This window comes from Pseudomonas sp. FP1154 (assembly GCF_030687245.1).
GTDB lineage: Bacteria > Pseudomonadota > Gammaproteobacteria > Pseudomonadales > Pseudomonadaceae > Aquipseudomonas > Aquipseudomonas rhizophila.
Genome location: NZ_CP117465.1, coordinates 5,024,208 through 5,047,800, shown reverse-complemented (window position 1 = coordinate 5,047,800; position 23,593 = coordinate 5,024,208). Strand labels below are relative to the sequence as shown.

20 protein-coding genes and 2 pseudogenes are annotated in these 23,593 nt (G+C 61.4%); 14 read left to right on the top strand and 8 right to left on the bottom strand.

Annotated elements, in window-relative coordinates:
* Positions 1-28: 28 nt before the first annotated feature.
* Positions 29-745, bottom strand: coding sequence for an SIMPL domain-containing protein (locus PSH91_RS22650; protein WP_107321875.1), 717 nt, complete (start codon positions 743-745; stop codon positions 29-31).
* A gap of 366 nt (positions 746-1,111) precedes the next feature.
* Between PSH91_RS22650 and PSH91_RS22645 the strand changes: the two genes are divergently transcribed.
* The 4 genes and pseudogenes from PSH91_RS22645 (at position 1,112) to PSH91_RS22630 (ending at position 5,751) form a co-directional block, all read left to right on the top strand.
* Positions 1,112-2,374, top strand: a complete 1,263-nt coding sequence (locus PSH91_RS22645; protein WP_047229018.1) for an ATP-binding protein — start codon at positions 1,112-1,114, stop codon at positions 2,372-2,374.
* Positions 2,367-2,927 (top strand): annotated as a pseudogene (locus tag PSH91_RS22640) (response regulator transcription factor). The gene PSH91_RS22645 and the pseudogene PSH91_RS22640 overlap by 8 nt, the downstream one beginning before the upstream one ends.
* Positions 2,928-3,020: 93 nt before the next feature.
* Positions 3,021-4,748, top strand: a complete 1,728-nt coding sequence (locus tag PSH91_RS22635) for an ABC transporter ATP-binding protein/permease (RefSeq protein ID WP_305466800.1) — start codon at positions 3,021-3,023, stop codon at positions 4,746-4,748.
* A 256-nt stretch (positions 4,749-5,004) separates the two neighbouring features.
* The gene (locus PSH91_RS22630) at positions 5,005-5,751 is read left to right on the top strand and encodes a FadR/GntR family transcriptional regulator (RefSeq protein WP_047229015.1); all 747 of its coding nucleotides are present in this window, start codon (positions 5,005-5,007) and stop codon (positions 5,749-5,751) included.
* Between the two features lie 33 nt (positions 5,752-5,784).
* Here the strand turns inward: PSH91_RS22630 and PSH91_RS22625 are convergent, their stop codons facing one another.
* Entirely contained in the window at positions 5,785-5,994 is a 210-nt protein-coding gene (locus PSH91_RS22625; protein ID WP_107321876.1) for a hypothetical protein, read from the bottom strand.
* Between the two features lie 305 nt (positions 5,995-6,299).
* On the opposite strand from PSH91_RS22625, the gene kdgD reads away from it, so the two are divergent.
* The 5 genes and pseudogenes from kdgD (at position 6,300) to PSH91_RS22600 (ending at position 13,004) form a co-directional block, all read left to right on the top strand.
* Entirely contained in the window at positions 6,300-7,211 is a 912-nt protein-coding gene (gene kdgD / locus PSH91_RS22620) for a 5-dehydro-4-deoxyglucarate dehydratase (RefSeq protein WP_107321877.1), read from the top strand.
* A 129-nt stretch (positions 7,212-7,340) separates the two neighbouring features.
* Entirely contained in the window at positions 7,341-8,786 is a 1,446-nt protein-coding gene (locus PSH91_RS22615) for an aldehyde dehydrogenase family protein (RefSeq protein WP_047228689.1), read from the top strand.
* An 85-nt stretch (positions 8,787-8,871) separates the two neighbouring features.
* On the top strand, positions 8,872-10,236 hold the full coding sequence (locus PSH91_RS22610) for an MFS transporter (RefSeq protein WP_047228688.1): 1,365 nt from the start codon (positions 8,872-8,874) through the stop codon (positions 10,234-10,236).
* A 13-nt stretch (positions 10,237-10,249) separates the two neighbouring features.
* Entirely contained in the window at positions 10,250-11,803 is a 1,554-nt protein-coding gene (garD, locus tag PSH91_RS22605) for a galactarate dehydratase (RefSeq protein WP_305466799.1), read from the top strand.
* 257 nt (positions 11,804-12,060) lie between these two features.
* A pseudogene (locus tag PSH91_RS22600) lies at positions 12,061-13,004 on the top strand (AEC family transporter).
* 133 nt (positions 13,005-13,137) lie between these two features.
* Here PSH91_RS22600 and PSH91_RS22595 read toward each other — a convergent pair.
* From PSH91_RS22595 to gatC, 6 genes are all read right to left on the bottom strand, one after another.
* The gene (locus tag PSH91_RS22595; protein ID WP_076383558.1) at positions 13,138-13,518 is read right to left on the bottom strand and encodes a carboxymuconolactone decarboxylase family protein; all 381 of its coding nucleotides are present in this window, start codon (positions 13,516-13,518) and stop codon (positions 13,138-13,140) included.
* The gene (locus tag PSH91_RS22590; protein WP_047228693.1) at positions 13,515-14,576 is read right to left on the bottom strand and encodes a calcium/sodium antiporter; all 1,062 of its coding nucleotides are present in this window, start codon (positions 14,574-14,576) and stop codon (positions 13,515-13,517) included. Before PSH91_RS22590 ends, PSH91_RS22595 begins: the two co-directional genes overlap by 4 nt.
* Before the next feature lie 49 nt (positions 14,577-14,625).
* The gene (locus tag PSH91_RS22585) at positions 14,626-15,003 is read right to left on the bottom strand and encodes a septal ring lytic transglycosylase RlpA family protein (RefSeq protein WP_274090010.1); all 378 of its coding nucleotides are present in this window, start codon (positions 15,001-15,003) and stop codon (positions 14,626-14,628) included.
* 149 nt (positions 15,004-15,152) lie between these two features.
* Positions 15,153-16,598 (bottom strand): Asp-tRNA(Asn)/Glu-tRNA(Gln) amidotransferase subunit GatB, encoded by a 1,446-nt coding sequence (gene gatB / locus PSH91_RS22580; RefSeq protein WP_047228683.1) that lies wholly within the window; start codon positions 16,596-16,598, stop codon positions 15,153-15,155.
* Between the two features lie 10 nt (positions 16,599-16,608).
* Positions 16,609-18,060, bottom strand: a complete 1,452-nt coding sequence (gene gatA / locus PSH91_RS22575; protein WP_047228682.1) for an Asp-tRNA(Asn)/Glu-tRNA(Gln) amidotransferase subunit GatA — start codon at positions 18,058-18,060, stop codon at positions 16,609-16,611.
* A gap of 16 nt (positions 18,061-18,076) precedes the next feature.
* A complete protein-coding gene (gene gatC / locus PSH91_RS22570; protein WP_047228681.1) occupies positions 18,077-18,364 on the bottom strand; it encodes an Asp-tRNA(Asn)/Glu-tRNA(Gln) amidotransferase subunit GatC in 288 nt (95 codons plus the stop codon).
* Between the two features lie 294 nt (positions 18,365-18,658).
* Between gatC and mreB the strand changes: the two genes are divergently transcribed.
* From mreB to rng, 5 genes are all read left to right on the top strand, one after another.
* On the top strand, positions 18,659-19,696 hold the full coding sequence (gene mreB, locus PSH91_RS22565; protein ID WP_002555108.1) for a rod shape-determining protein MreB: 1,038 nt from the start codon (positions 18,659-18,661) through the stop codon (positions 19,694-19,696).
* A gap of 172 nt (positions 19,697-19,868) precedes the next feature.
* Positions 19,869-20,912: a rod shape-determining protein MreC gene (gene mreC / locus PSH91_RS22560; RefSeq protein WP_231990609.1), complete on the top strand. Its 1,044-nt coding sequence runs from the start codon at positions 19,869-19,871 to the stop codon at positions 20,910-20,912.
* Positions 20,912-21,400 carry a rod shape-determining protein MreD gene (mreD, locus tag PSH91_RS22555; protein ID WP_047228679.1) on the top strand — a complete coding sequence of 163 codons (489 nt, stop codon included), beginning with the start codon at positions 20,912-20,914 and terminating at the stop codon, positions 21,398-21,400. The genes mreC and mreD overlap by 1 nt, the downstream gene beginning before the upstream one ends.
* 43 nt (positions 21,401-21,443) lie before the next feature.
* Complete coding sequence (locus tag PSH91_RS22550) at positions 21,444-22,040, top strand: nucleoside triphosphate pyrophosphatase (protein ID WP_047228678.1); 597 nt, start codon at positions 21,444-21,446, stop codon at positions 22,038-22,040.
* Between the two features lie 56 nt (positions 22,041-22,096).
* Complete coding sequence (rng, locus tag PSH91_RS22545) at positions 22,097-23,554, top strand: ribonuclease G (RefSeq protein ID WP_047228677.1); 1,458 nt, start codon at positions 22,097-22,099, stop codon at positions 23,552-23,554.
* Positions 23,555-23,593 lie beyond the last annotated feature (39 nt).

The following is a 23,593-nucleotide window of genomic DNA, read 5'->3' as shown; positions in this document are numbered from 1 at the left end:
TGGGAACGATCGGCAACGATCAGGCGGGTTACTGCATCAACACCTCAACCACCCCATCCGCCGTCATGTTCACTTTGCTGGTGCCTGCTTCGACTTCCGGCGTGACGGATTCAGCATCCATGGACGCGGCTTTCATCATCATTTGCGGGCGCATGTAAGGCTGTGGGTAGCCGTTGCTGTTGAGGTTCAGGTTGACGATTTTGTAACCCTTGCCGCCCAGGGCTTCGGTGGCCAGTTGGGCGCGGGCCTTGAAGGCGTTGACGGCGTCCTTGAGCAGGGCGTCTTCGCTGGTCTGGCGGGTGGCGGTGGAGATGGTGAAGTCCATGCCGCCCATTTTCAGGTCGGTGAGTAACTCGCCAGTGAGTTTGGACAGGGCCGCGAAGTCGGCGCTTTCCAGGCGCAGTTCAGCGCGTTCGCGCCAGCCGGTGATTTTCTGGCCTTTGTTGTCGTAGACCGGGTAGCTGTTGCGGCTGCCCTGGCGCAGGGTGATGTCCTTGACCTGCTTGGCCTGGCCAATGGCTTTGTTCAGCGTGGTGGTGACGGCCGCGGCGAGTTTGGCCGGGTCGGTGTTTTGTTCCTCGGTGTAGAGGGTGACGATCATCAGGTCGCGGGCGACTTCCTGGCTGGCTTCGGCGCGCAGGGAAATCTGGTTGTAGTGAAGCTCATCGGCGGCCAGGGCCGGCAGGCTGGCGACGGTGCCGAGGCTGAGGGCGAGCAGGGCGGCGTGACGACTGAACGTGTGCATGAAAGCTCCTTGGGATGAGGCGCAGGGGTGAGATCCGGACCTGCGTGAACGGTAAGACTCTAGCTTTTATGGGCGGGTTCGCACAGTTACAACTTCTATACAGATTGCAGGTGAGAGGCTTTTTGTGGCGAGGGGATTTATCCCCGCTGGACTGCGCAGCAGTCCCAGAATTGTCATGATCTAGCTCAGCGTGGTGCCCGACCTTATTTTGGGGGCCGCTTCGCGCCCCAGCGGGGATAAATCCCCTCGCCACAATGGTTAGTGTGTCATTTCGGGGCTGTGGCGCTTTGCCGCATAGCTGCCTGTGCAAGCCGCGCCTTGGTTATACTCCGTGCGATCCGCCTGGAGCGCTCATCAGGAGAGCTCATGCTCGCCCCTTTGCAAATGACTTCCGCCTCTCGCCAGAACCTCTGGCGTCTGACGTTTATCCGAATTCTGGTCCTGGCCGCCCAGGCCGGCTCCGTGGGGCTCGCCTATTGGTTCGAGCTGCTGCCGCTGCCCTGGCTGCAATTGGCGATCACCCTGGCCTGCTCTTCGATACTGTGCGCGCTGACCGCCATCCGTCTGCGCACCTCGTGGCCGGTGACTGAGCTGGAATACGCCGTGCAGCTGGCCTGCGATCTGTTTATCCACAGCGCGTTGCTGTATTTCTCCGGCGGCTCCACCAACCCCTTCGTGTCCTATTACCTGGTGCCGCTGACCATCGCCGCGGTGACGTTGCCGTGGCGGTATTCGCTGATCCTGTCCGGCATCGCCCTGGCGCTGTACACCTTGTTGCTGGCGCGCTTCTATCCGCTGGAAACTTTCCCTATCGCTCGGGAAAACCTGCAGATCTACGGCATGTGGTTGAGTTTCGCCCTGGCGGCGGCGGTCATTACGTTTTTTGCTGCGCGCATGGCCGAAGAGTTGCGTCGTCAAGAAGAACTGCGGGCCATTCGCCGTGAAGAGGGCCTGCGGGACGAGCAATTGCTGGCCGTGGCGACCCAGGCCGCGGGTGCCGCCCATGAGTTGGGCACGCCGTTGGCCACCATGAGCGTACTGCTCAAGGAGATGCGCCAGGATCATCACGACCCGGCGCTGCAGGAAGACCTCGGTGTGTTGCAGGATCAGGTCCAGCTCTGCAAGGAAACCCTGCAGTACCTGGTGCGTGCCGCCGAGGCCAATCGCCGGCTGGCCATCGACATGCAGGACGTCACCGACTGGCTCGACGAGGCCCTGAATCGCTGGCACCTGATGCGCCCTGAGGCCAGCTATCGCTTCCAGCGTCTGGGTCAAGGACCGGTGCCGCGCATGGCGCCGCCGCCGGACCTGACCCAGGCGTTGCTCAACTTGTTGAACAACGCCGCCGACGCCTGCCCCGAAGGCCTGGAAGTGGCGCTGGACTGGAATGCCTACGAGCTGACCATCAGCATCCGCGACCACGGCGCGGGTGTGCCGCTGGCGATTGCCGAGCAAATCGGCAAGCCGTTCTACACCACCAAGGGCAAAGGTTTCGGCCTGGGCCTGTTTTTGAGCAAGGCCAGCGTGACACGCGCCGGCGGCTCGGTGAAACTCTACCCCCATGAGGAGGGCGGCACGCTCACCGAGCTGCGCCTGCCCCATGCCGACCGAGGAGACGAACATGAGTGACGAGATCCAAGTCGACGGCGAAGAACTGCCGCATCTGTGCTGGTGGACGACGACGCCACCTTCACCCGCGTCATGGCCCGGGCCATGTCCCGTCGGGGTTTTCGCGTGAGCACCGCAGGTTCCGCCGAGGAGGGCTTGAGCATCGCCCAGGCCGACCTGCCGGACTACGCCGCGCTGGATTTGAAAATGGACGGCGACTCCGGCCTGGTGCTGTTGCCCAAACTGCTGGAGCTGGACCCGGAAATGCGCGTGGTGATCCTCACCGGTTACTCGAGTATCGCCACCGCGGTGGAGGCGATCAAGCGCGGGTGCCTGCAATTACCTGTGCAAACCGGCCGACGCCGATGACGTGCTGGCGGCGCTGTTGTCCGAACACGCCGATCTGGACACCCTGGTGCCGGAAAACCCCATGTCGGTGGACCGCCTGCAATGGGAGCACATCCAGCGGGTGCTGACCGAGCATGAAGGCAACATTTCCGCCACTGCCCGCGCCTTGGGCATGCACCGGCGCACCTTGCAGCGCAAATTGCAGAAGCGCCCCGTGCGTCGCTGAACCTGCGCTGAACAGATGTTGTCCACCCTCGCGGCAAATCGGGCCGTTGTTCTATGATCGGCCCGAGTTTTTTTTCTTTACAGAGCCTTAACCATGAATCAGAACGCTGAATATTCCGCGGTCAATGATGCGGTGCGCGGGCAGTTTTTCCGCCGTGTCTGGCAAATGACCACGCCGTACTGGCGCAGTGAGGAGAAGGGCAAGGCCTGGACGCTGTTGATTGCCGTCATCGTGCTGTCGCTGTTCAGCGTGGCGATTTCGGTATGGATCAACAGTTGGTACAAGGATTTCTATAACGCCTTGCAGGAGAAGGACAGCGTCGCGTTCTGGCGGTTGATCCTGTATTTCTGCGGCATCGCCGCGGTGGCGATCCTGGGCGCGGTGTATCGCTTGTACCTCACGCAGATGCTCACCATTCGCTGGCGGGCCTGGCTCACGGAGAAACACTTCGCCCGTTGGCTCAATGACAAGAATTACTACCGGCTGGAGCAGGGCGGTTACACCGATAACCCGGACCAGCGGATCTCCGAAGACCTCAACAGTTTTACCAGCAACACCTTGGGACTGGGCCTGGGGCTGCTGCGCACCGTGGTCAGCCTGGTGTCGTTCTCGATCATTTTGTGGGGTGTGTCGGGCAGCATCCAGGTGTTTGGCTACACCATCCCCGGCTACATGTTCTGGTGTGCGCTGGTGTATGCGGCGGTGGGCAGTTGGCTGACGCACCTGATCGGTCGTCGCTTGATCAGCCTGAACAACAACCAGCAACGCTTTGAAGCCGACCTGCGTTTTTCCATGGTGCGGGTGCGTGAGAACGCCGAGAGCATTGCCTTGTACAACGGTGAACCCAACGAGAACCGTCGTCTCAGTGGCCGCTTTGGTCTGGTCTGGCATAACTTCTGGGACATCATGCGGGTGTCCAAGCGCCTGACCTTCTTCACCTCCGGCTACGGCCAGATCGCGATCATCTTCCCGTTCATCGTCGCCGCGCCGCGCTACTTCGCCGGCAAAATCCAGCTGGGCGAGCTTATGCAGATCAACTCGGCGTTCGGCAATGTGCAGGAGAATTTCAGTTGGTTCATCAGCGCGTACACCGACCTCGCCGCGTGGCGCGCCACGTGTGACCGTCTGCTGAGCTTCCGCCAGGCCATGAGCGACAACGAAGAACGCGTGCCGGCCATCGATGTGCAGAACCAAGGCCATGCATTGAAAGTGCAAAACCTGGGGTTGGACCTGGCCGATGGCCGCCATCTGCTCAGCCACACCAACATGACCGTTGAGCCGGGCGAGCGGGTGATGCTCAGCGGGCGTTCGGGCAGCGGTAAATCCACCCTGTTCCGGGCAATGGGGCATTTGTGGCCGGATGGCCACGGCGCGATCCGGTTGCCCGCGGCGCGTTATCTGTTCCTGCCGCAAAAACCCTATCTGCCCATTGGCACCTTGCGCGAAGCGCTGAGTTATCCACAACCGGGCGACACGTACCCGCCAGAGCGGTATGCCCAAGTGCTGGAAACCTGTCGCCTGCCGCATCTGGTGGCGCGACTGGACGAAGCCAACCATTGGCAGCGCATGCTCTCGCCCGGCGAGCAGCAACGCCTGGCGTTCGCCCGCGCATTGCTCTACGCACCACAATGGTTGTATATGGACGAAGCCACGTCGGCGATGGACGAAGAAGATGAAGCGACGCTGTACCAGGCGCTGATTGACCAGTTGCCGGGGCTGAGCATTGTCAGCGTTGGCCATCGCAGCAGTTTGAAACGGTTCCATCCGCGACATGTGCGTATCGAAAATGGCCACTTGGTGGAGCAAGCTGTAGTCGCCTGATTGTCATTGCCGAACACCGTTGTGGCGAGGGGATTTATCCCCGTTGGATGCGAAGCGCCCCTTCAAAATCAAAGGTCAACGATATTGATCTGCTGGTAGATCAAGAGGGCTGCTCCGCAGCCCAGCGGGGATAAATCCCCTCGCCACAACGGTGCATGGCGGCAAACTTTGCCAAGACCGCCAGGGAGCACGGTGATCGTACAACCACGTTGCGCTATCATGATGCGCATTCAGCCGCTTGCCGAGACACAGACACATGGAAAGACCGATCGACGTACCACGCCTTCCCCGCAAGCGCCGCAGCCTGGCGCAGGAGCTGGTGACGGTGTTGACCGAGCAGATTCGCGACGGTCTGCTCAAGCGTGGCGATAAATTGCCCACCGAGTCGGCGATCATGGAAGCCCATGGCGTCAGCCGCACCGTGGTGCGCGAGGCGATTTCCCGTTTGCAGGCCGCCGGCCAGGTGGAAACCCGCCACGGCATCGGCACCTTCGTGCTGGACACGCCCAGCCCGAGCGGCTTTCGCATCGACCCGGCGACGGTGGTCACCTTGCGTGACGTGCTGGCGATCCTGGAGTTGCGCATCAGCCTGGAAGTGGAATCGGCAGGCCTTGCAGCCCAGCGCCGCAGCGACGAGCAACTGGCTGCGATGCGCGCTGCCCTGGATGCGCTGAACGAAAGCGCGGCCCACGCCAGCGACGCGGTGGCCTCGGACTTCGCCTTCCACCTGGAAATCGCCCTGTCCACCGGCAACCGCTACTTCACTGACATCATGACCCACCTGGGCACCAGCATCATCCCGCGCACCCGGTTGAATTCGGCGCGCCTGGCTCACGACGACCACCAGCACTACATGGACCGCCTGAGCCGTGAGCACGAGGAAATCTACGAAGCCATCGCCCGCCAGGACTCCGACGCGGCCCGTGCGGCCATGCGCTTGCACCTGACCAACAGCCGCGAACGGCTGCGCCAAGCTCATGAAGAGGCGCAGGCGCAGGGTTAGAGGCGCTTCACTGCTCTTTTGGCTAGGGAGGATTCAAGCCTCATCCGTTTCGTAATCAACGTATTCGACAGAACCATCAAAAAGGACCTTGAATTTTTTTTGGGTAACCACCCATTCAGTTCCCGGTATCGCTTCAAACTCAATACGGTCGCCGATACTGACATGGAAGTCGAAATCGGACGGCAACTCTTGCACGTTGCGTCCCGTTACCTTAGGGAAATGAAATCGATGTTGGGTTTTCATGGCCTATGGACCTGCTCGTGGAGGGAGGAGGCGATTTTCAATCTCCCTCACCCGCGTCCGAAACTGTAATAACTTACAGTCGCGATGAGCGGTCCGCTGCCCTCGCAGGGCAAGATTCCTCAGTTTGCCAGCAAACCTCAAAGGCCCGATCTCAAAGGCTTTTCGCCAAACTCCGCGCACCTGACCCCCGACAAAAGACGAAATGCAGTTGACGTTCGTATTTTAAGTTGTACGATGACTTACAACTTCTCTTGAAGCTGAACCGTTTCCTACAACACAACATTTGCGTCCAGGGTGTTCGAATAATGAATCCACAAGAACTGAAGTCCATCCTCTCGTCTGGCCTGCTGTCTTTCCCGGTCACCGATTTCACTGCTCAAGGCGATTTCAATCGCGACAGCTACGTCAAGCGCCTCGAGTGGCTGGCCCCGTATGGCGCCTCGGCACTTTTCGCGGCCGGTGGCACCGGTGAGTTTTTCTCCCTGGCCGCCAGCGAGTATTCGCAAGTCATCAAGACAGCTGTTGATACCTGCGCCACCAGCGTGCCAATCCTCGCCGGTGTCGGCGGTGCTACCCGCCAGGCCATCGAGTACGCTCAGGAAGCCGAGCGTCTGGGCGCCAAGGGCCTGTTGCTGCTGCCGCACTACCTGACTGAAGCCAGCCAGGACGGCGTAGCCGCCCACGTTGAAGCCGTGTGCAAATCGGTGAAGATCGGCGTGGTGGTTTACAACCGCAACGTCTGCCGCCTGAACGCCACGCACTTGGAGCAACTGGCCGAGCGCTGCCCGAACCTGATCGGCTATAAGGATGGCCTGGGCGATATCGAATTGATGGTGTCGATCCGCCGTCGTCTCGGCGATCGTTTCAGCTACCTGGGCGGCCTGCCGACCGCAGAAGTCTATGCCGCGGCCTACAAGGCCCTGGGCGTGCCGGTCTACTCCTCGGCGGTGTTCAACTTCATTCCGAAAACCGCGATGGATTTCTACCACGCCATTTCCCGTGAAGATCACGCGACCGTCGGCAAGATCATCGACGACTTCTTCCTGCCTTACCTGGACATTCGTAACCGCAAGGCCGGTTATGCCGTGAGCATCGTCAAGGCTGGCGCGAAGATCGTCGGCTACGACGCAGGCCCTGTGCGTACGCCGCTGACCGACCTGCTGCCGGAAGAATACGATGCCCTGGCCGCGCTGATCGACAAGCAAGGCAAGCAGTAACAGATCCGACGAAGCCGCTGAGCAATCAGCGGCTTTTTGCGTAAGGCTTGATCGTTCCCACGCTCCGCGTGGGCACGCAGCCAGGGACGCTCTGCGTTCCTAGACAGCTATTGTAGAAGGAGTAGCTCCGTGGCAGATTCAAAGCGTTTCGATAACTACATCAACGGTCAGTGGGTGGCCGGTGCCGACTATTGCACCAACATCAACCCGTCTGATTTGTCCGATGTCATTGGTGAATACGCCAAGGCTGATGCAGCTCAAGTCAATGCCGCCATCGAAGCCGCCCGCGCCGCGTTCCCGGCCTGGTCGACCTCGGGCATCCAGGCCCGTCACGATGCGCTGGACAAAGTCGGCAGCGAGATCCTCGCCCGTCGCGAAGAACTCGGCCAACTGTTGGCCCGGGAGGAGGGCAAGACCCTGCCCGAAGCCATTGGCGAAGTGACCCGCGCCGGCAACATTTTCAAGTTTTTCGCTGGCGAGTGCCTGCGCCTGTCGGGCGATTACCTGCCGTCGGTGCGCCCGGGCGTCAACGTCGAAGTCACCCGTGAAGCGTTGGGTGTGGTCGGTTTGATCACGCCGTGGAACTTCCCGATCGCGATCCCTGCCTGGAAGATCGCCCCGGCGCTGGCCTACGGCAACTGTGTGGTGATCAAACCCGCCGAATTGGTGCCAGGTTGTGCCTGGGCCCTGGCGGACATCATTTCCCGCGCCGGTTTCCCGGCCGGTGTGTTCAACCTGGTGATGGGCAGCGGCCGTGTGGTCGGTGAAGTCCTGGTCAACAGCCCGAAGGTCGACGGTATCAGCTTCACCGGTTCCGTGGGCGTGGGGCGGCAGATCGCGGTCAATTGCGTGGCGCGCCAGGCCAAGGTGCAACTGGAGATGGGCGGCAAGAACCCGCAGGTCATCCTCGACGACGCCGATCTCAAACAGGCTGTCGAACTGGCGGTGCAGAGCGCGTTCTACTCCACCGGCCAGCGTTGCACGGCTTCGAGCCGCCTGATCGTGACCGCCGGCATCCACGACAAGTTCGTCGCTGCCATGGCCGAGCGCATGCAGTCGATCAAGGTCGGTCATGCCTTGAAGGCCGGCACCGATATCGGGCCGGTGGTTTCCGAAGCCCAGCTCAACCAGGACTTGAAGTACATCGACATCGGCCAGAGCGAAGGTGCGCGGCTGGTCAGCGGTGGCGGCCTGGTGACGTGTGACACCGAAGGTTATTTCCTGGCGCCGACACTGTTTGCCGACAGCGAAGCCTCGATGCGCATCAGCCGCGAAGAAATCTTTGGCCCGGTGGCCAACGTCGTGCGTGTGGCCGATTATGAAGCGGCGCTGGCGATGGCCAACGACACCGAGTTCGGGCTGTCCGCCGGTATCGCTACCACCTCGCTCAAATATGCCAACCACTTCAAGCGTCATTCCCAGGCGGGCATGGTGATGGTCAATCTGCCGACCGCCGGCGTGGATTACCATGTACCGTTCGGCGGCCGCAAAGGTTCGTCCTATGGCTCGCGCGAGCAAGGTCGCTATGCGCAAGAGTTCTACACCGTGGTGAAAACTTCTTACATCGGATCGTAATTGCGACACCGGCCGGAGCGGGATAACCCGCCCGGCCGTACAACCAGATTTCCCGTATAAAAATAAATAGTGGAAGTAGATTTAAATGCAAGAAACCAAGCCGACTCGCGTCCGCTATTTGATCCTGCTCATGCTGTTTCTGGTGACAACGATCAACTATGCCGACCGCGCAACCATCGCTATCGCCGGCTCCAGCCTGCAGAAAGACCTCGGCATCGATGCCGTTACCCTCGGTTATATCTTCTCCGCCTTCGGCTGGGCCTACGTGGCCGGGCAGATCCCGGGCGGCTGGCTGCTTGACCGGTTCGGGTCGAAAAAAATCTATGCCTTGAGCATTTTTACCTGGTCGCTGTTCACCGTGCTGCAAGGCTATGTCGGTGAGTTCGGCGTCTCCACCGCCGTGGTGGCGCTGTTCATGCTGCGTTTTCTGGTCGGGCTGGCCGAGGCGCCTTCCTTCCCGGGTAACGCCCGCATCGTCGCGGCCTGGTTCCCCACCGCTGAACGCGGCACCGCTTCGGCGATTTTCAACTCGGCCCAGTATTTCGCCACGGTGTTGTTTGCGCCGCTGATGGGCTGGATCGTCTACCGCTTTGGCTGGCAGCACGTGTTTATCGTGATGGGCGTGGTCGGTATCGTGTTCTCGCTGGTCTGGCTGAAGGTTATCCACAGCCCGCGTCAGCACCCGATGATCAATGAGGCCGAGTTCAATCACATCGCCGCCAACGGCGCGATGGTCGACATGGACCAGGACAAGGGCAGGGGTAAGAAGACCGACGGTCCGAAGTGGGATTACATCCGCCAACTGCTGACCAACCGCATGATGCTCGGCGTGTACCTGGGCCAATACTGCATCAACGGCATCACCTACTTCTTCCTGACCTGGTTCCCGGTGTACCTGGTGCAGGAACGCGGCATGACCATCCTCAAGGCTGGTTTCATCGCCTCCTTGCCGGCGATCTGCGGCTTCATCGGTGGCGTGCTCGGCGGGGTGATTTCCGACTACCTGCTGCGCAAGGGCCACTCGCTGACCTTCGCTCGCAAGGCGCCGATCATCGCCGGCCTGCTGGTGTCCAGCAGCATCGTGGCGTGCAACTACGTGGACATCGAATGGATGGTGGTGGGCTTCATGGCCTTGGCCTTCTTCGGTAAAGGCGTAGGCGCACTGGGTTGGGCCGTGGTGTCCGACACTTCGCCAAAACAGATCGCCGGTCTGAGCGGCGGCCTGTTCAACACCTTCGGCAACCTGGCTTCGATCACTACGCCGATCGTTATCGGCTACATCATCAGCTCCACCGGTTCGTTCAAATGGGCGCTGGTGTTCGTGGGCTGCAACGCGCTGATGGCGGTGTTCAGTTACCTGGTGATCGTCGGGCCGATCAAGCGTGTCGTGCTCAAAGAGCCCGCGGCCCGGGATGATCAACTTTCCAGCCTGTCTGAAGCGAAATCCTGAAGGAGCGATGTCGATGCAACTGATTGAACATGCCGATTCGCCCCGTTACATCCGCCTGAATGAGCGGGACAACGTGGTCATTGTGGTGAACGACCAGGGCGTGCCAACCGGGACTGAGTTCCCGGATGGCCTGGTCACCGTGGACTTTGTACCGCAGAGCCACAAGGTCACCCTGGAAGATATTCCCGAGGGCGGCGAGGTGATTCGCTACGGCCAGGTCATTGGCTACGCATTGCAACCAATCCCCCGTGGCAGTTGGGTCAAGGAAGACCAACTGCGCATGCCCACCGCGCCGCCACTGGACAGCCTGCCGCTGTCCACCGACGTGCCGGCGGCCGAAGCGCCGTTGCAAGGCTACACCTTCGAGGGCTATCGCAACGCCGACGGTACCGTGGGCACGCGCAACATCCTGGGCATCACCACCACGGTGCAGTGCGTGACCGGGGTGCTGGACCATGCGGTCAAGCGCATCAAGGACGAATTGCTGCCCAAGTACCCGAACGTCGATGACGTGGTGGCGCTGACCCACAGCTATGGCTGCGGCGTGGCGATCACCGCCACCGACGCGTACATCCCGATCCGCACCGTGCGCAATCTGGCCCGCAACCCGAACCTGGGTGGCGAAGCGCTGGTAATCAGCCTGGGCTGCGAGAAATTGCAGGCCGGGCAGGTGATGCATGAGAACGACAGCTCGGTGGACCTCAGTGAGCCGTGGCTGTATCGCTTGCAGGATTCCAGTCACGGTTTCACCGAAATGATCGAGCAGATCATGGAACTGGCCGAAACCCGGCTGAAGAAACTCGACCAGCGCCGCCGCGAAACCGTGCCGGCCTCGGAGCTGATCCTGGGCATGCAGTGCGGCGGCAGCGATGCGTTTTCCGGCATCACCGCCAACCCGGCCCTGGGCTATGCCTCGGACCTGCTGCTGCGGGCCGGGGCGACGGTGATGTTTTCCGAAGTCACCGAAGTGCGCGATGCGATCTACCTGCTGACCTCCCGGGCGCAAACCCGGGAAGTCGCCCAGGAGCTGGTACGCGAGATGGACTGGTACGACCGTTACCTGGCCAAGGGCGAGGCCGATCGCAGTGCCAACACCACACCGGGCAACAAGAAGGGCGGGCTGTCGAACATCGTCGAAAAATCCCTGGGCTCGATCGTCAAGTCCGGCAGCAGTGCGATCAACGGCGTGTTGGGTCCGGGCGAGCGCTTTAAGCAAAAGGGCCTGATCTTCTGCGCCACGCCGGCCAGTGATTTTGTCTGCGGCACGTTGCAACTGGCGGCGGGGATGAACCTGCACGTATTCACCACCGGCCGTGGCACGCCGTACGGCTTGGCCATGGCGCCGGTGGTAAAGGTCTCGACCCGCAGCGAACTGGCCCAGCGCTGGCCGGACCTGATCGACATCGACGCCGGCCGGATCGCCACCGGGCGCGCCTCCATCGAGGAACTGGGCTGGGAACTGTTCCATTACTACCTGGACGTGGCCAGCGGCAAGAAACAGACCTGGGCCGAGCGGCACAAGCTGTACAACGACATCACCTTGTTCAACCCGGCGCCGATTACTTGATGATTTCGTGATCGCTGGAGATCCAGTGTGGGAGCGAGCTTGCTCGCGATGACGGCGGTACATTCAGCATTTATGCAAGCTGACACACCGCTATCGCGAGCAAGCTCGCTCCCACAGGGGTTTGTGGTGAATATGGATTTTGTTCACCCAGGAACAAATGTGGGAGCGAGCTTGCTCGTGATAGCGGTCTACCAGACGCCAGTGTCGTTAGTGGCTATCATTAGCCACCTAACGACACCCTTCTCAAGGTCCCCGGCATGCTGGCAATTTTCCTCGAAACCCTGAACATCACCGCACCGGTGTTTGCCATGTTGTTTCTGGGGACACTGCTCAAGCGCATTTACTGGATCAACGACAATTTCATTCACATCGCCTCGTCCCTGGGTGTTCAACGTCACCATGCCGGCGCTGTTGTTCCTCGGCATCCTGCATGCCGATCTCCACGCGGCATTGCAGCCGGACCTGCTGATCTATTTCTCCATTGCCACCCTGGTGTGCTTTGCCGTGGCCTGGGGCTGGGCGATCTGGCGTTGCCCGCGTGAGGACCGTGGCATCTATACCCAGGGCGCCTTTCGCGGCAACAACGGCGTGATCGGCCTGGCACTGGCGGCGAGCATGTATGGCGACTACGGGATTTCCCTGGGGGTCGATACTCGCGGCGCTGGTGATCCTGTTCTACAACACCCTGTCGACCATCGTGCTGGCGGTCTACAGCCCAGTGATCAAGTCCGACCCCTGGAGCATCTGCAAAAGCGTGGTCAGCAACCCGCTGATCATCAGTGTGGTCGTAGCCGCGCCGTTGGCCTATTGGCAGATAGGCCTGCCGAACTGGTTTGAAACCTCGGCCAAATACCTTGCCCAGATGACTTTGCCGCTGGCGTTGATCTGCATCGGCGGCACGCTGTCGCTGGCGGCGCTGCGCAAAAGCGGCAAGATGGCCCTGAGTTCGAGCCTGGTGAAAATGATCGGCCTGCCGCTGCTGGCGACCCTCGGCGCATGGCTCTGGGGTTTTCGTGGGGCGGAGCTGGGAATTCTGTTCCTGTACTTTGGCAGTCCCACCGCCGCCGCCAGTTACGTCATGGCCCGCGCGGCCGATGGCAACCATGAACTGGCCGCGGCGATCATCGTCATCACCACGCTGATGGCGGCGATTACCACCAACCTGGGGATTTTTGTGTTGCAGTGGGGTGGGTGGATCTAGGTTCTGGGTTGTGGTGTTCTTGAGGGCCCATCGCGAGCAGGCTCGCTCCCACAGTAGATGGCGGTGTACACAAGTTTCCAGTCCGCCTGCGATCTCTGTGGGAGCGAGCCTGCTCGCGATAGCGATCTAACAGTCACTCAGATTTCTGATAACTATCGATCACTTCCTGCGCCGCCCGAAACGCATCAATCGCCGCCGGCACCCCCGCATACACCGCGCAATGCAGCAACGCCTCGCGAATCTCCTCAACCGTACAACCATTGTTCAGCGCCCCGCGCACGTGGCCTTTCAATTCCTGCGGGCATTTGAGAGCGGTGAGGGCGGCGAGGGTGATCAGGCTGCGGGTTTTGAGCGGCAGGCCTTCGCGGCTCCAGACGCTGCCCCAGGCGTGCTCGTTGACGAAGTCCTGCAGCGGCTGGGTGAATTCGGTGGCGTTGCCCAAGGCACGGTCGACGAACGCGTCGCCCATCACCTGGCGGCGCATGTCCAGGCCGGTCTTTGGAGTGTCGGTCATGGCAAATCCCTCTTGTGGTGTTGACGGCGCCAGGCGCGCAAGGAGCTGAACAGCAAAAACGCGAGCAGGGCCGGCAGCACATAGAACAGCATCAGTCGTTCCAGTTGGCCGGCCAGAGGCATGCCGGTAGTGAACGACACCACATGCAGCCCATAGGCCAGGTACAAGCCCAAAAACAGCAGACCTTCGGCGCGGGTGACGCGGTAGCCGGAATAAAACACCGGCAGGCACAGTACCGCCACGCCGAGCATCACCGGCAGGTCGAAATCCAGAGCATTGGGGGACACCGAGAGCGGCGAGGGCGCGGCGAGGGCCGTCACCCCCAGCACGCCCAGCAGATTGAACAGGTTGCTGCCGATCACGTTGCCCACGGCAATGTCTCGCTGGCCCCGCAGCGCGGCGATCAGCGAGGTGGCGAGTTCCGGCAGCGAGGTGCTGACGGCGACGATGGTCAGGCCGATGATGCGTTCCGACAGCCCCAGGTCCGTCGCCACTTCCACCGCCGCGCCCAACAGCAAGTGCCCGGCGAAAATCAGCATCGCCAGGCCCACGACCATCATCGACAGGCTTTTGGGCCATGACACTTGCGCCACGTCCACGCCCATCCCATGCGGTCGCCCCGAATGCCGCGACTGGCGCAGCAACAGGCCCAGGTACACCGCCAGGGCCATCAACAGCAACGCGCCGTCCAGTTGCGTCAGTTCCTCGTTCCAGGCCAGCACGAACACCAGCAGGCTGGCGCCGATCATCAGCGGGATGTCCAGGCGCACCAGTTGACGCGAGACGCGCAACGGAATGATCAGCGCCGACAACCCGAGGGTGACGAGGATGTTGAAGATGCTGCTGCCGATCACGCTGCCCACGGCGATGTCGGCGTTCTGCGCCAGGGTCGCTTGCAGGCTGACGGCCATTTGCGGGGCGCTGCTGCCAAAGGCGACCACGGTCAGGCCGATGATCAGCGGTCGCACCTGCAAACGTGCCGCCAGGCCCACGGCGGCGCGCACCAGCAGCTCGGCCCCGGCGATCAACAACAGCAGGCCACCGAACAGTTCGATCAGGCTCAGCAGCGGGATGGCATTGAGTAGGGAAATGTCCGGGCTCCGTCTATCAATTGTCGAGGGCTTGCACACGCACCCGTGCGGTGCCGCTGCGTAGCATGCCCAGTTGCTCGGCGGCAGCGCGGGATACATCGATCAGGCGGCCACGAGTGTAGGGGCCACGGTCGTTGATGCGGACCACGACACTGTCGTTGTTTTTCAGGTTGGTGACTTTCACCCGTGTGCCGAACGGCAACTGGCGATGGGCGGCGGTCAGGCCATGCTGGTTGAAGCGCTCGCCGCTGGCGGTGCGCTTGCCATGGTGCCTGGCACCGTAATAAGAGGCGACGCCGGTCTGGTCATAGCCGTGTGGATCGACCGTCCCGCTCTGGCTGGCACAACCGGCCAACAGGGACAGCAGGGCGCAGGCGCCGAGGAGACGCTTCATGGTGGCTTTTCCAAATCCAAATGTGGGAGCGAGCTTGCTCGCGATGACGGCGTCATATTCAGCATCAATGCAAGCTGAACCACCGCTATCGCGAGCAAGCTCGCTCCCACAGGGAATTGAGCCAGACAGCAAGACTGGCTCCATGGTCATCAGCCCTCGAGCTTGCTTTTAAGCAGTTCGTTGACCTGTTGCGGGTTGGCCTTGCCCTTGGAGGCTTTCATGGCCTGGCCGACGAAGAAACCGAACATCTTGCCGCGCTTGGCTTCGTCTGCCGCACGGTATTGCTCGACTTGCTCGGCGTTGGCCGCGAGCATTTCATCGAGTACGGCGCTGATCGCACCGGTGTCGGTGACTTGCTTCAAGCCGCGCTTCTCAATGATCTCATCAGCGCTGCCTTCACCATTGGCCATGGCTTCGAAGACCATTTTGGCGATCTTGCCGGAAATGGTGTTGTCCTTGATCCGCAACAGCATGCCGCCCAGTTGCTCGGCCGATACCGGCGACTGGTCGATCTCCAGGCCCTGCTTGTTCAGCAGACTGCCCAATTCCACCATCACCCAGTTGGCCGCCAGCTTGGCGTCGCCGCCGATGCTCACGACTTTTTCGAAGTAATCGGCCTGTTCGCGGCTGGTGGCCAGGACGTTGGCGTCATAGCTCGACAGCCCGAACTGCGCCTGGAAGCGCTCGCGTTTCTGGGGTGGCAGTTCCGGCAAGGTGGCACGCACGTCATTGAGGAACGAGTCCTCGATCACCACCGGCAGCAGATCCGGGTCGGGGAAGTAACGGTAGTCGTTGGCTTCCTCTTTACTGCGCATCGGACGGGTTTCGTCCTTGTTCGGGTCGTACAGGCGAGTCTGCTGGATGACCTTGCCGCCGTCCTCGATCAGTTCGATCTGGCGCTGGATCTCGCTGTTGATCGCCTTCTCGATGAAACGGAACGAGTTGACGTTCTTGATCTCGCAGCGGGTGCCGAATTCAACCTGGCCCTTGGGCCGGATCGACACGTTGCAGTCGCAACGCAGCGAGCCTTCGGCCATGTTGCCGTCGCAAATGCCCAGGTAGCGCACCAGCGCGTGGATCGCCTTGACGTAGGCCACGGCTTCCTTGGCACTGCGCATGTCCGGTTCAGAGACGATTTCCAGCAACGGCGTGCCGGCACGGTTCAGGTCGATGCCGGTGGCACCGTTGAATTCTTCGTGCAGGCTCTTGCCGGCGTCTTCTTCCAGGTGCGCACGGGTGATGCCCACGCGCTTGACCGTACCGTCTTCCAGGGCGATGTCCAGGTGGCCCTTGCCGACAATCGGCAATTCCATCTGGCTGATCTGGTAGCCCTTGGGCAGGTCCGGATAGAAGTAGTTCTTGCGGGCGAATACGTTGTGCTGGCCAATCTCGGCGTCAATCGCCAGACCGAACATCACCGCCATGCGCACGGCTTCGGCGTTGAGCACCGGCAGCACGCCGGGCATGCCCAGGTCGACCAGGCTGGCCTGGGTGTTGGGCTCGGAGCCGAACGTGGTGGAGCTACCGGAAAAGATTTTCGACCGGGTGGTGAGCTGGGTATGAATCTCCAGCCCGATCACGACTTCCCATTGCATGTGTTTCTCCTCAGAAGCCGGTTGGGGTGCGGGTGTGCCAGTCAGTGTTCAACTGATACTGGTGAGCCACATTGAGCAGGCGGCCTTCCTGGAAGTACGGTGCGAGCAACTGCACGCCCACCGGCAGGCCATCGACGAAACCGGCCGGCATGGACAGGCCCGGCAGGCCAGCGAGGTTGGCGGTGATGGTGTAGACGTCTTCCAGGTACTCAGCGACCGGGTCGCTGCTCTTGGCGCCGAGTTTCCAGGCCGGGTTCGGCGTGGTCGGGCCAAGGATGATGTCGACCTCGTTGAAGGCGGCCATGAAGTCGTTCTTCACCAGGCGACGGATTTTCTGCGCCTTGAGGTAGTAGGCATCGTAGTAGCCGGCGGACAGCGCGTAGGCACCGACCATGATCCGGCGCTGCACTTCGGCGCCGAAGCCTTCGCCACGGGAACGCTTGTACAGGTCCATCAGGTTGTCCGGATTTTCGCAGCGATAGCCGAAGCGCACGCCGTCGAAACGCGACAGGTTCGAGGACGCTTCCGCCGGGGCGATCACGTAGTACGCCGGAATCGCGTGCTGCATGTTCGGCAGGCTGATTGGCTTGATCACCGCGCCGAGCTTCTCCAGCGCCTTGATGCTGTTGTGGGTCAGCTCGGCGATGCGCGGGTCCAGGCCGGCGCTGAAATATTCCTTCGGCACGCCGATGCGCAGGCCTTGCAACGAGCCGTTGAGGCTGGCGCTGTAGTCCGGCACCGGTTCATCGATGCTGGTGGAGTCGTTCGGATCGAAGCCAGCCATGCCTTGCAGCAGGATCGCGCAGTCTTCGGCGGTGCGGGCCAGCGGACCGCCCTGGTCGAGGCTGGAGGCGTAGGCGATCATGCCCCAGCGCGATACGCGGCCATAGGTCGGCTTGAGGCCCGTGAGGTTGGTAAACGCCGCCGGCTGGCGAATCGAACCGCCAGTGTCGGTGGCGGTGGCGGCCGGCAGCAGGCGCGCGGCCACGGCGGCAGCGGAACCACCGGACGAGCCACCCGGTACGTGTTCCAGGTTCCACGGGTTTTTCACTGCGCCGTAGTAGCTCGACTCGTTGGCCGAACCCATGGCGAATTCGTCCATGTTGGTCTTGCCCAGGGTCACGGCGCCGGCTGCGGCCAGTTTGGCGACCACGGTGGCATCGTACGGGGCCTTGAAGTTGTCGAGCATCTTCGAGCCGCAACTGGTGCGGATGCCCTGGGTGCAGAACAGATCCTTGTGGGCAATCGGTGCGCCGAGCAGGGCGCCGCTCTCACCGTTGGCGCGACGGGCGTCGGCGGCCTTGGCCTGGCTCAGGGCCAGTTCTTCGGTGAGGCTGATGAAGCTGTTGAGCTGCGGGTCGAGCTGGGCGATGCGCGCCAGCAGGGCCTGGGTCAGCTCTTCGGAAGAAAACTTTTTATCGGCGAGTCCGCGGGCGATCTCGGCCAGGGTCATGTGATGCATGAGAGGCTCTTTCCCTTTAGTCGATGACTTTCGGAACCAGGTACAGGCCGTTTTCGACCGCTGGTGCGATGGACTGGTAGGCCTCGCGGTGATTGGACTCGGTCACGACGTCGGCGCGCAGGCGCTGGCTGGCTTCCAGTGGGTGGGCCAGGGGTTCGATGCCGTCGGTGTTGACCGCCTGCATTTCGTCGACCAGCCCCAGAATGCTGTTCAGGGCAGAAGTAATGTGTGGAAGATCGGCTTCATCGAGGCCCAGACAGGCCAGGTGAGCGATTTTTTCCACGTCGGAGCGTTCAAGCGCCATGGGATTCTCCAGTGGAAAACAAAACGGACGCAATCTGTCCGTGTGTTAGATTGTCGGAACACTACCGCATTTCTACGGTCCAGTGCCCTGTATCACAAATACTGTTCCTTTTTGACGGCCTCTATTGTCGTCAACAAAGGAACGTATCTGCGAAACAGGGCATTGGCCGCGATTTCGGGGTTTGGTGCACAGAAAAGCGGCCAATTTAACATATTGGCGCCTTGCCCAAAATCCCTGTCGTTGTTAGAGTTTGCCGCACTTTTTTACCCACGCGTTGCCTAGGGTCCCTTTCCCATGTTCAAGAAACTGCGTGGCATGTTTTCCAGCGATCTTTCCATTGACCTGGGCACTGCCAACACCCTTATTTACGTGCGCGAGCGCGGTATCGTCCTGAATGAACCCTCGGTCGTGGCCATCCGCACCCACGGTAACCAGAAGAGTGTCGTGGCTGTCGGTACCGAAGCCAAGCGCATGCTGGGCCGTACTCCGGGCAACATTGCAGCCATTCGCCCCATGAAGGACGGCGTGATCGCCGACTTCAGCGTCTGCGAAAAGATGCTGCAGTACTTCATCAACAAAGTTCACGAAAACAGTTTCCTGCAGCCCAGCCCTCGCGTGCTGATCTGCGTGCCCTGCAAGTCCACCCAGGTGGAGCGTCGTGCCATCCGTGAGTCGGCCCTTGGCGCCGGTGCCCGTGAAGTGTTCCTGATCGAAGAACCGATGGCCGCTGCCATCGGTGCCGGCCTGCCGGTCGAAGAGGCCCGTGGTTCGATGGTCGTCGACATCGGTGGTGGTACCACTGAAATCGCCTTGATCTCCCTCAACGGTGTGGTCTACGCCGAGTCCGTACGTGTGGGCGGCGACCGTTTCGACGAAGCGATCATCACCTACGTGCGCCGCAACTACGGCAGCCTGATCGGCGAATCCACCGCCGAGCGCATCAAGCAGGAAATCGGCACGGCCTATCCGGGCGGCGAAGTACGTGAAGTCGACGTTCGCGGCCGTAACCTGGCTGAAGGCGTTCCACGTGCCTTCACCCTCAACTCCAACGAAGTGCTCGAAGCACTGCAAGAGTCGCTGGCGACCATCGTGCAGGCGGTCAAGAGTGCTCTGGAGCAGTCGCCGCCGGAACTGGCGTCGGACATCGCCGAGCGCGGCCTGGTGCTGACCGGTGGTGGCGCGCTGTTGCGTGACCTCGACAAGCTGCTGGCTCAGGAAACCGGCTTGCCGGTGATCGTTGCCGAAGACCCGCTGACTTGCGTTGCCCGCGGCGGTGGCCGTGCATTGGAAATGATGGACAAGCACACCATGGATCTGCTCTCCAGCGAATAAGCCCGCCTGGATGGTCTATGTTGTTCGCTCCCCGGGCAGCACTTTGCAGTGCTGCCCGTTGACGTTTATCTTCTGTCATTCGTATCCAGGCCGGTTTGATGCCGTATGAATAAAGAAAACATTTGCCTGGGAGGAGCGGCTTATTAAACCGCTTTTCGCCAAAGGCCCCTCATTGGGTGTGCGCCTGCTGGTGCTGACCGTGCTGTCGGTCGCGCTGATGGTGGTCGATGCCCGTTTCACGCTGCTCAAGCCAGTGCGCAGCCAGATGTCGCTGGTATTGATGGAATCCTACTGGATCACCGATTTGCCGCAGCGCTTGTGGCAGGGTGTTGCCAGCCAGTTTGGCAGCCGGACCGAGCTGGTGGCCGAAAACGAAAAACTCAAGACCGAGAACCTGCTGTTGCAGGGACGCATGCAGAAGCTGGCGGCCCTCACCGAGCAAAACGTGCGGCTGCGCGAGCTGCTCAATTCCTCGGCGCTGGTCAACGAGAAGGTCGAAGTGGCCGAGTTGATCGGCATGGACCCCAACCCCTTTACCCATCGCATCATCATCAACAAGGGTGAGCGCGACGGTGTTGTCCTCGGCCAGCCGGTACTCGATGCTCGCGGCCTGATGGGGCAGGTGGTGGAGTTGATGCCCTACACCTCTCGCGTGCTGTTGCTGACCGATACCACCCACAGCATTCCCGTGCAGGTCAACCGCAACGGCTTGCGGGCGATTGCCAGTGGCACCGGTAATCCGGAGCGCCTGGAGCTGCGGCACGTCGCAGACACCGCCGACATCAAGGAAGGCGACCTGCTGGTCAGTTCCGGTCTCGGTCAGCGATTCCCGGCCGGGTATCCGGTGGCGACGGTCAAGGAGGTTATACACGACTCAGGTCAGCCGTTCGCTATCGTGCGTGCGGTGCCAACGGCTGCGCTGAATCGCAGTCGATACCTGCTGCTGGTATTCAGCGACAACCGCACCCCGGAAGAGCGCGCCAACGACGCCGCCGTGGCCCAGGAGGCCGAGGATCGGCAGAACATCGACTCGACCGCGACCCCGGTTACCCCGGCGACAGTCCCGGGCACAACACCGGCACCTGCCCCGGCTGCAACGACCCCGGCGCCAACGCCGGCCACCCAAGCCCCGGCGACTCAACCCGCAAGGCCCGCGGCCAAACCGCCTGTCTCCACGCCGGCCACCGCGCCAGCCACCAGGGGAGCACGAGAATAATGAGCAGTACACATTCCGGTAACGGCTGGATGGTCTGGCTGACGTTCGCCATCGGCCTGTTGCTCAGCGTTTCGCCGCTGCCACAATTCATGGAAATCCTGCGCCCGCTGTGGCTGGCGCTGCTGCTGGCATTCTGGGCGCTGGCGCTGCCGCACAAGGTCGGCATGGTCACCGCCTGGTGCCTGGGGCTGGCCGAAGACGTGCTTTATGGCACGTTGCTGGGGCAGAACGCGCTGATCCTGACGCTGATCACGTTCCTGGTGCTATCGCTGCAACAACGCCTGCGGATGTTCCCCATGTGGCAGCAGTGCCTGGTGATCCTGGTGATTTTCGGCCTGGCGCAGCTGGTGCAGCTGTGGCTCAGCGCGCTGACCGGCAATCGCCAGCCGACCCTGGCGCTGGTGTTGCCGGCACTGGTCAGTGCCTTGCTCTGGCCGTGGGTCAGCTTCGGTTTGCGTGGCTTGCGCCTGCGTTTCAAAATCAACTGATTCGGTCAGGCATTGGCCCGCACCTTGAGAGGGAGATGTCTTGATGAAACCGCTTTACCTCGCCTCGGGCTCGCCGCGTAGGCGTGAGTTGCTCACGCAGATCGGTGTGCCATTCACCGCCGTCAGCGCAGACATCGACGAAACTCCCCTGGATGACGAAACCCCTTCGGCCTATGTCGAACGTCTGGCGCGCGGCAAGGCTGAGGCCGGGCGACGTGCTTTGCCCGCAGGCATGGACGGCTGCGTGCTGGGTGCCGACACCGCCGTGGTGCTGGACGGGCGGATTCTGGGCAAGCCGCTGGATCAGGCCGACTCAATGGCGATGCTTTTGAGCCTGTCCGGTCGTGACCATGAGGTGCTGACCGCCATTGCGGTACTGGACGGACAACGTTGTGAATCCTGTGTGGTGCGCAGCCGGGTCAGCTTTCGCTCCATCACTGAGCAACAAGCGCTAGCCTATTGGAACAGCGGTGAGCCCCGGGACAAGGCCGGCGGCTATGGTATTCAGGGCTTGGGGGCGGTATTCGTCGCCGGGCTTGAAGGCAGCTATTCAGCTGTGGTCGGCCTGCCGCTGTGCGAAACCTCGGAGCTGTTGGGCCATTTCGGCATACCCTGTTGGCAAACCCTGAGCGCGCGCTGAGCGCCGTCTGACTTGATGCGGCCATTATCGTGAACACGCCTGAACGAGACCCTGCCATGAGTGAAGAGATCCTGATCAACATCACGCCGATGGAATCGCGCGTGGCGGTGGTTGAAAACGGTGTTCTGCAAGAAGTTCACGTCGAGCGCACGCAAAAACGTGGGATCGTCGGCAATATCTATAAAGGCAAGGTGGTGCGGGTGTTGCCGGGCATGCAGGCGGCGTTCGTCGATATTGGCCTGGATCGTGCGGCGTTCATTCATGCCTCGGAAATATCCATGCGTGAAGGCCCGGCCGTGGAGAGCATCAGTGCCCTGGTTCATGAAGGCCAGAGCCTGGTGGTCCAGGTCACCAAGGACCCCATCGGTTCAAAGGGCGCGCGCCTGACCACGCAGTTGTCGATTCCGTCGCGCTACTTGGTGTACATGCCGCGTACCGCTCACGTCGGCATTTCCCTGAAGATCGAAGATGAAGCCGAGCGCGAGCGCCTCAAGCAGGTGGTCAGCGATTGCGTGGAGAAAGAGGGCATCAAGGAAGCTGGAGGTTTCATCCTGCGCACCGCCGCCGAAGGGGCCGGGGCCGATGAAATTCTCATGGACATCCGCTATTTGCGCCGGCTCTGGGACCAGATTGCCGATCAGATCAAGACCATCGCCACCCCCAGCGTGATCTACGAAGACCTCGGTCTGGCATTGCGGACCCTGCGGGACCTGGTCAGCCCCAAGATTGAGAAAATCCGCATCGATTCCCGGGAAACCTTCCAGAAAACCACCCAGTTTGTGGCGGAGCTGATGCCGGAAATCGCTGATCGTCTCGAGCATTACCCCGGCGAGCGGCCGATTTTCGACCTGTACGGCGTCGAAGACGAAATCCAGAAGGCCCTGGAGCGTAAGGTGCCGCTCAAGTCCGGCGGCTACCTTGTGGTGGACCCGGCCGAGGCCATGAGCACCATTGACGTCAACACCGGGGCGTTCGTCGGCCATCGCAACCTCGAAGAAACCATCTTCAAGACCAACCTGGAAGCGGCCACCGCCATCGCTCGTCAGCTGCGCCTGCGCAACCTGGGCGGAATCATCATCATCGACTTCATCGACATGGAGCATGAAGAGCACCAGCGCCAGGTGCTGCGGACCCTGGAGAAACAACTCGAGCGCGACCACGCCAAGACCAACATCATCGGGATCACCGAACTGGGCCTGGTGCAGATGACCCGCAAGCGCACTCGCGAGAGCCTTGAGCAGGTGCTGTGCGAACCGTGCAGCAGTTGCCAGGGCCGGGGCAAGCTCAAGACCCCGGAAACCGTGTGTTACGAAATCTTCCGGGAAATCCTCCGGGAGGCACGCGCTTACCAGGCCACAGGTTATAGAGTGTTGGCGAACCAGAAAGTGGTGGATCGCCTGCTCGATGAAGAGTCAGGGAACGTTGCGGAACTGGAGGCCTTTATCGGTCGCACGATTCGCTTTCAGGTGGAAACCATGTATTCCCAGGAACAATACGACGTGGTGCTGCTCTGAAGTGGCTTGATGAGCGGCAGCCCCGCGGATTTGAATACT

Excerpts from the sequence above, each read along its gene's own strand:
- PSH91_RS22650 (WP_107321875.1), bottom strand. The coding sequence starts at position 745 with ATGCACACGTTCAGTCGTCACGCCGCCCTGCTCGCCCTCAGCCTCGGC.
- PSH91_RS22645 (WP_047229018.1), top strand. The coding sequence starts at position 1,112 with ATGCTCGCCCCTTTGCAAATGACTTCCGCCTCTCGCCAGAACCTCTGG.
- PSH91_RS22635 (WP_305466800.1), top strand. The coding sequence starts at position 3,021 with ATGAATCAGAACGCTGAATATTCCGCGGTCAATGATGCGGTGCGCGGG.
- PSH91_RS22630 (WP_047229015.1), top strand. The coding sequence starts at position 5,005 with ATGGAAAGACCGATCGACGTACCACGCCTTCCCCGCAAGCGCCGCAGC.
- PSH91_RS22625 (WP_107321876.1), bottom strand. The coding sequence starts at position 5,994 with ATGAAAACCCAACATCGATTTCATTTCCCTAAGGTAACGGGACGCAAC.
- kdgD (WP_107321877.1), top strand. The coding sequence starts at position 6,300 with ATGAATCCACAAGAACTGAAGTCCATCCTCTCGTCTGGCCTGCTGTCT.
- PSH91_RS22610 (WP_047228688.1), top strand. The coding sequence starts at position 8,872 with ATGCAAGAAACCAAGCCGACTCGCGTCCGCTATTTGATCCTGCTCATG.
- garD (WP_305466799.1), top strand. The coding sequence starts at position 10,250 with ATGCAACTGATTGAACATGCCGATTCGCCCCGTTACATCCGCCTGAAT.
- PSH91_RS22595 (WP_076383558.1), bottom strand. The coding sequence starts at position 13,518 with ATGACCGACACTCCAAAGACCGGCCTGGACATGCGCCGCCAGGTGATG.
- PSH91_RS22585 (WP_274090010.1), bottom strand. The coding sequence starts at position 15,003 with ATGAAGCGTCTCCTCGGCGCCTGCGCCCTGCTGTCCCTGTTGGCCGGT.
- gatB (WP_047228683.1), bottom strand. The coding sequence starts at position 16,598 with ATGCAATGGGAAGTCGTGATCGGGCTGGAGATTCATACCCAGCTCACC.
- gatA (WP_047228682.1), bottom strand. The coding sequence starts at position 18,060 with ATGCATCACATGACCCTGGCCGAGATCGCCCGCGGACTCGCCGATAAA.
- gatC (WP_047228681.1), bottom strand. The coding sequence starts at position 18,364 with ATGGCGCTTGAACGCTCCGACGTGGAAAAAATCGCTCACCTGGCCTGT.
- mreB (WP_002555108.1), top strand. The coding sequence starts at position 18,659 with ATGTTCAAGAAACTGCGTGGCATGTTTTCCAGCGATCTTTCCATTGAC.
- mreD (WP_047228679.1), top strand. The coding sequence starts at position 20,912 with ATGAGCAGTACACATTCCGGTAACGGCTGGATGGTCTGGCTGACGTTC.
- PSH91_RS22550 (WP_047228678.1), top strand. The coding sequence starts at position 21,444 with ATGAAACCGCTTTACCTCGCCTCGGGCTCGCCGCGTAGGCGTGAGTTG.
- rng (WP_047228677.1), top strand. The coding sequence starts at position 22,097 with ATGAGTGAAGAGATCCTGATCAACATCACGCCGATGGAATCGCGCGTG.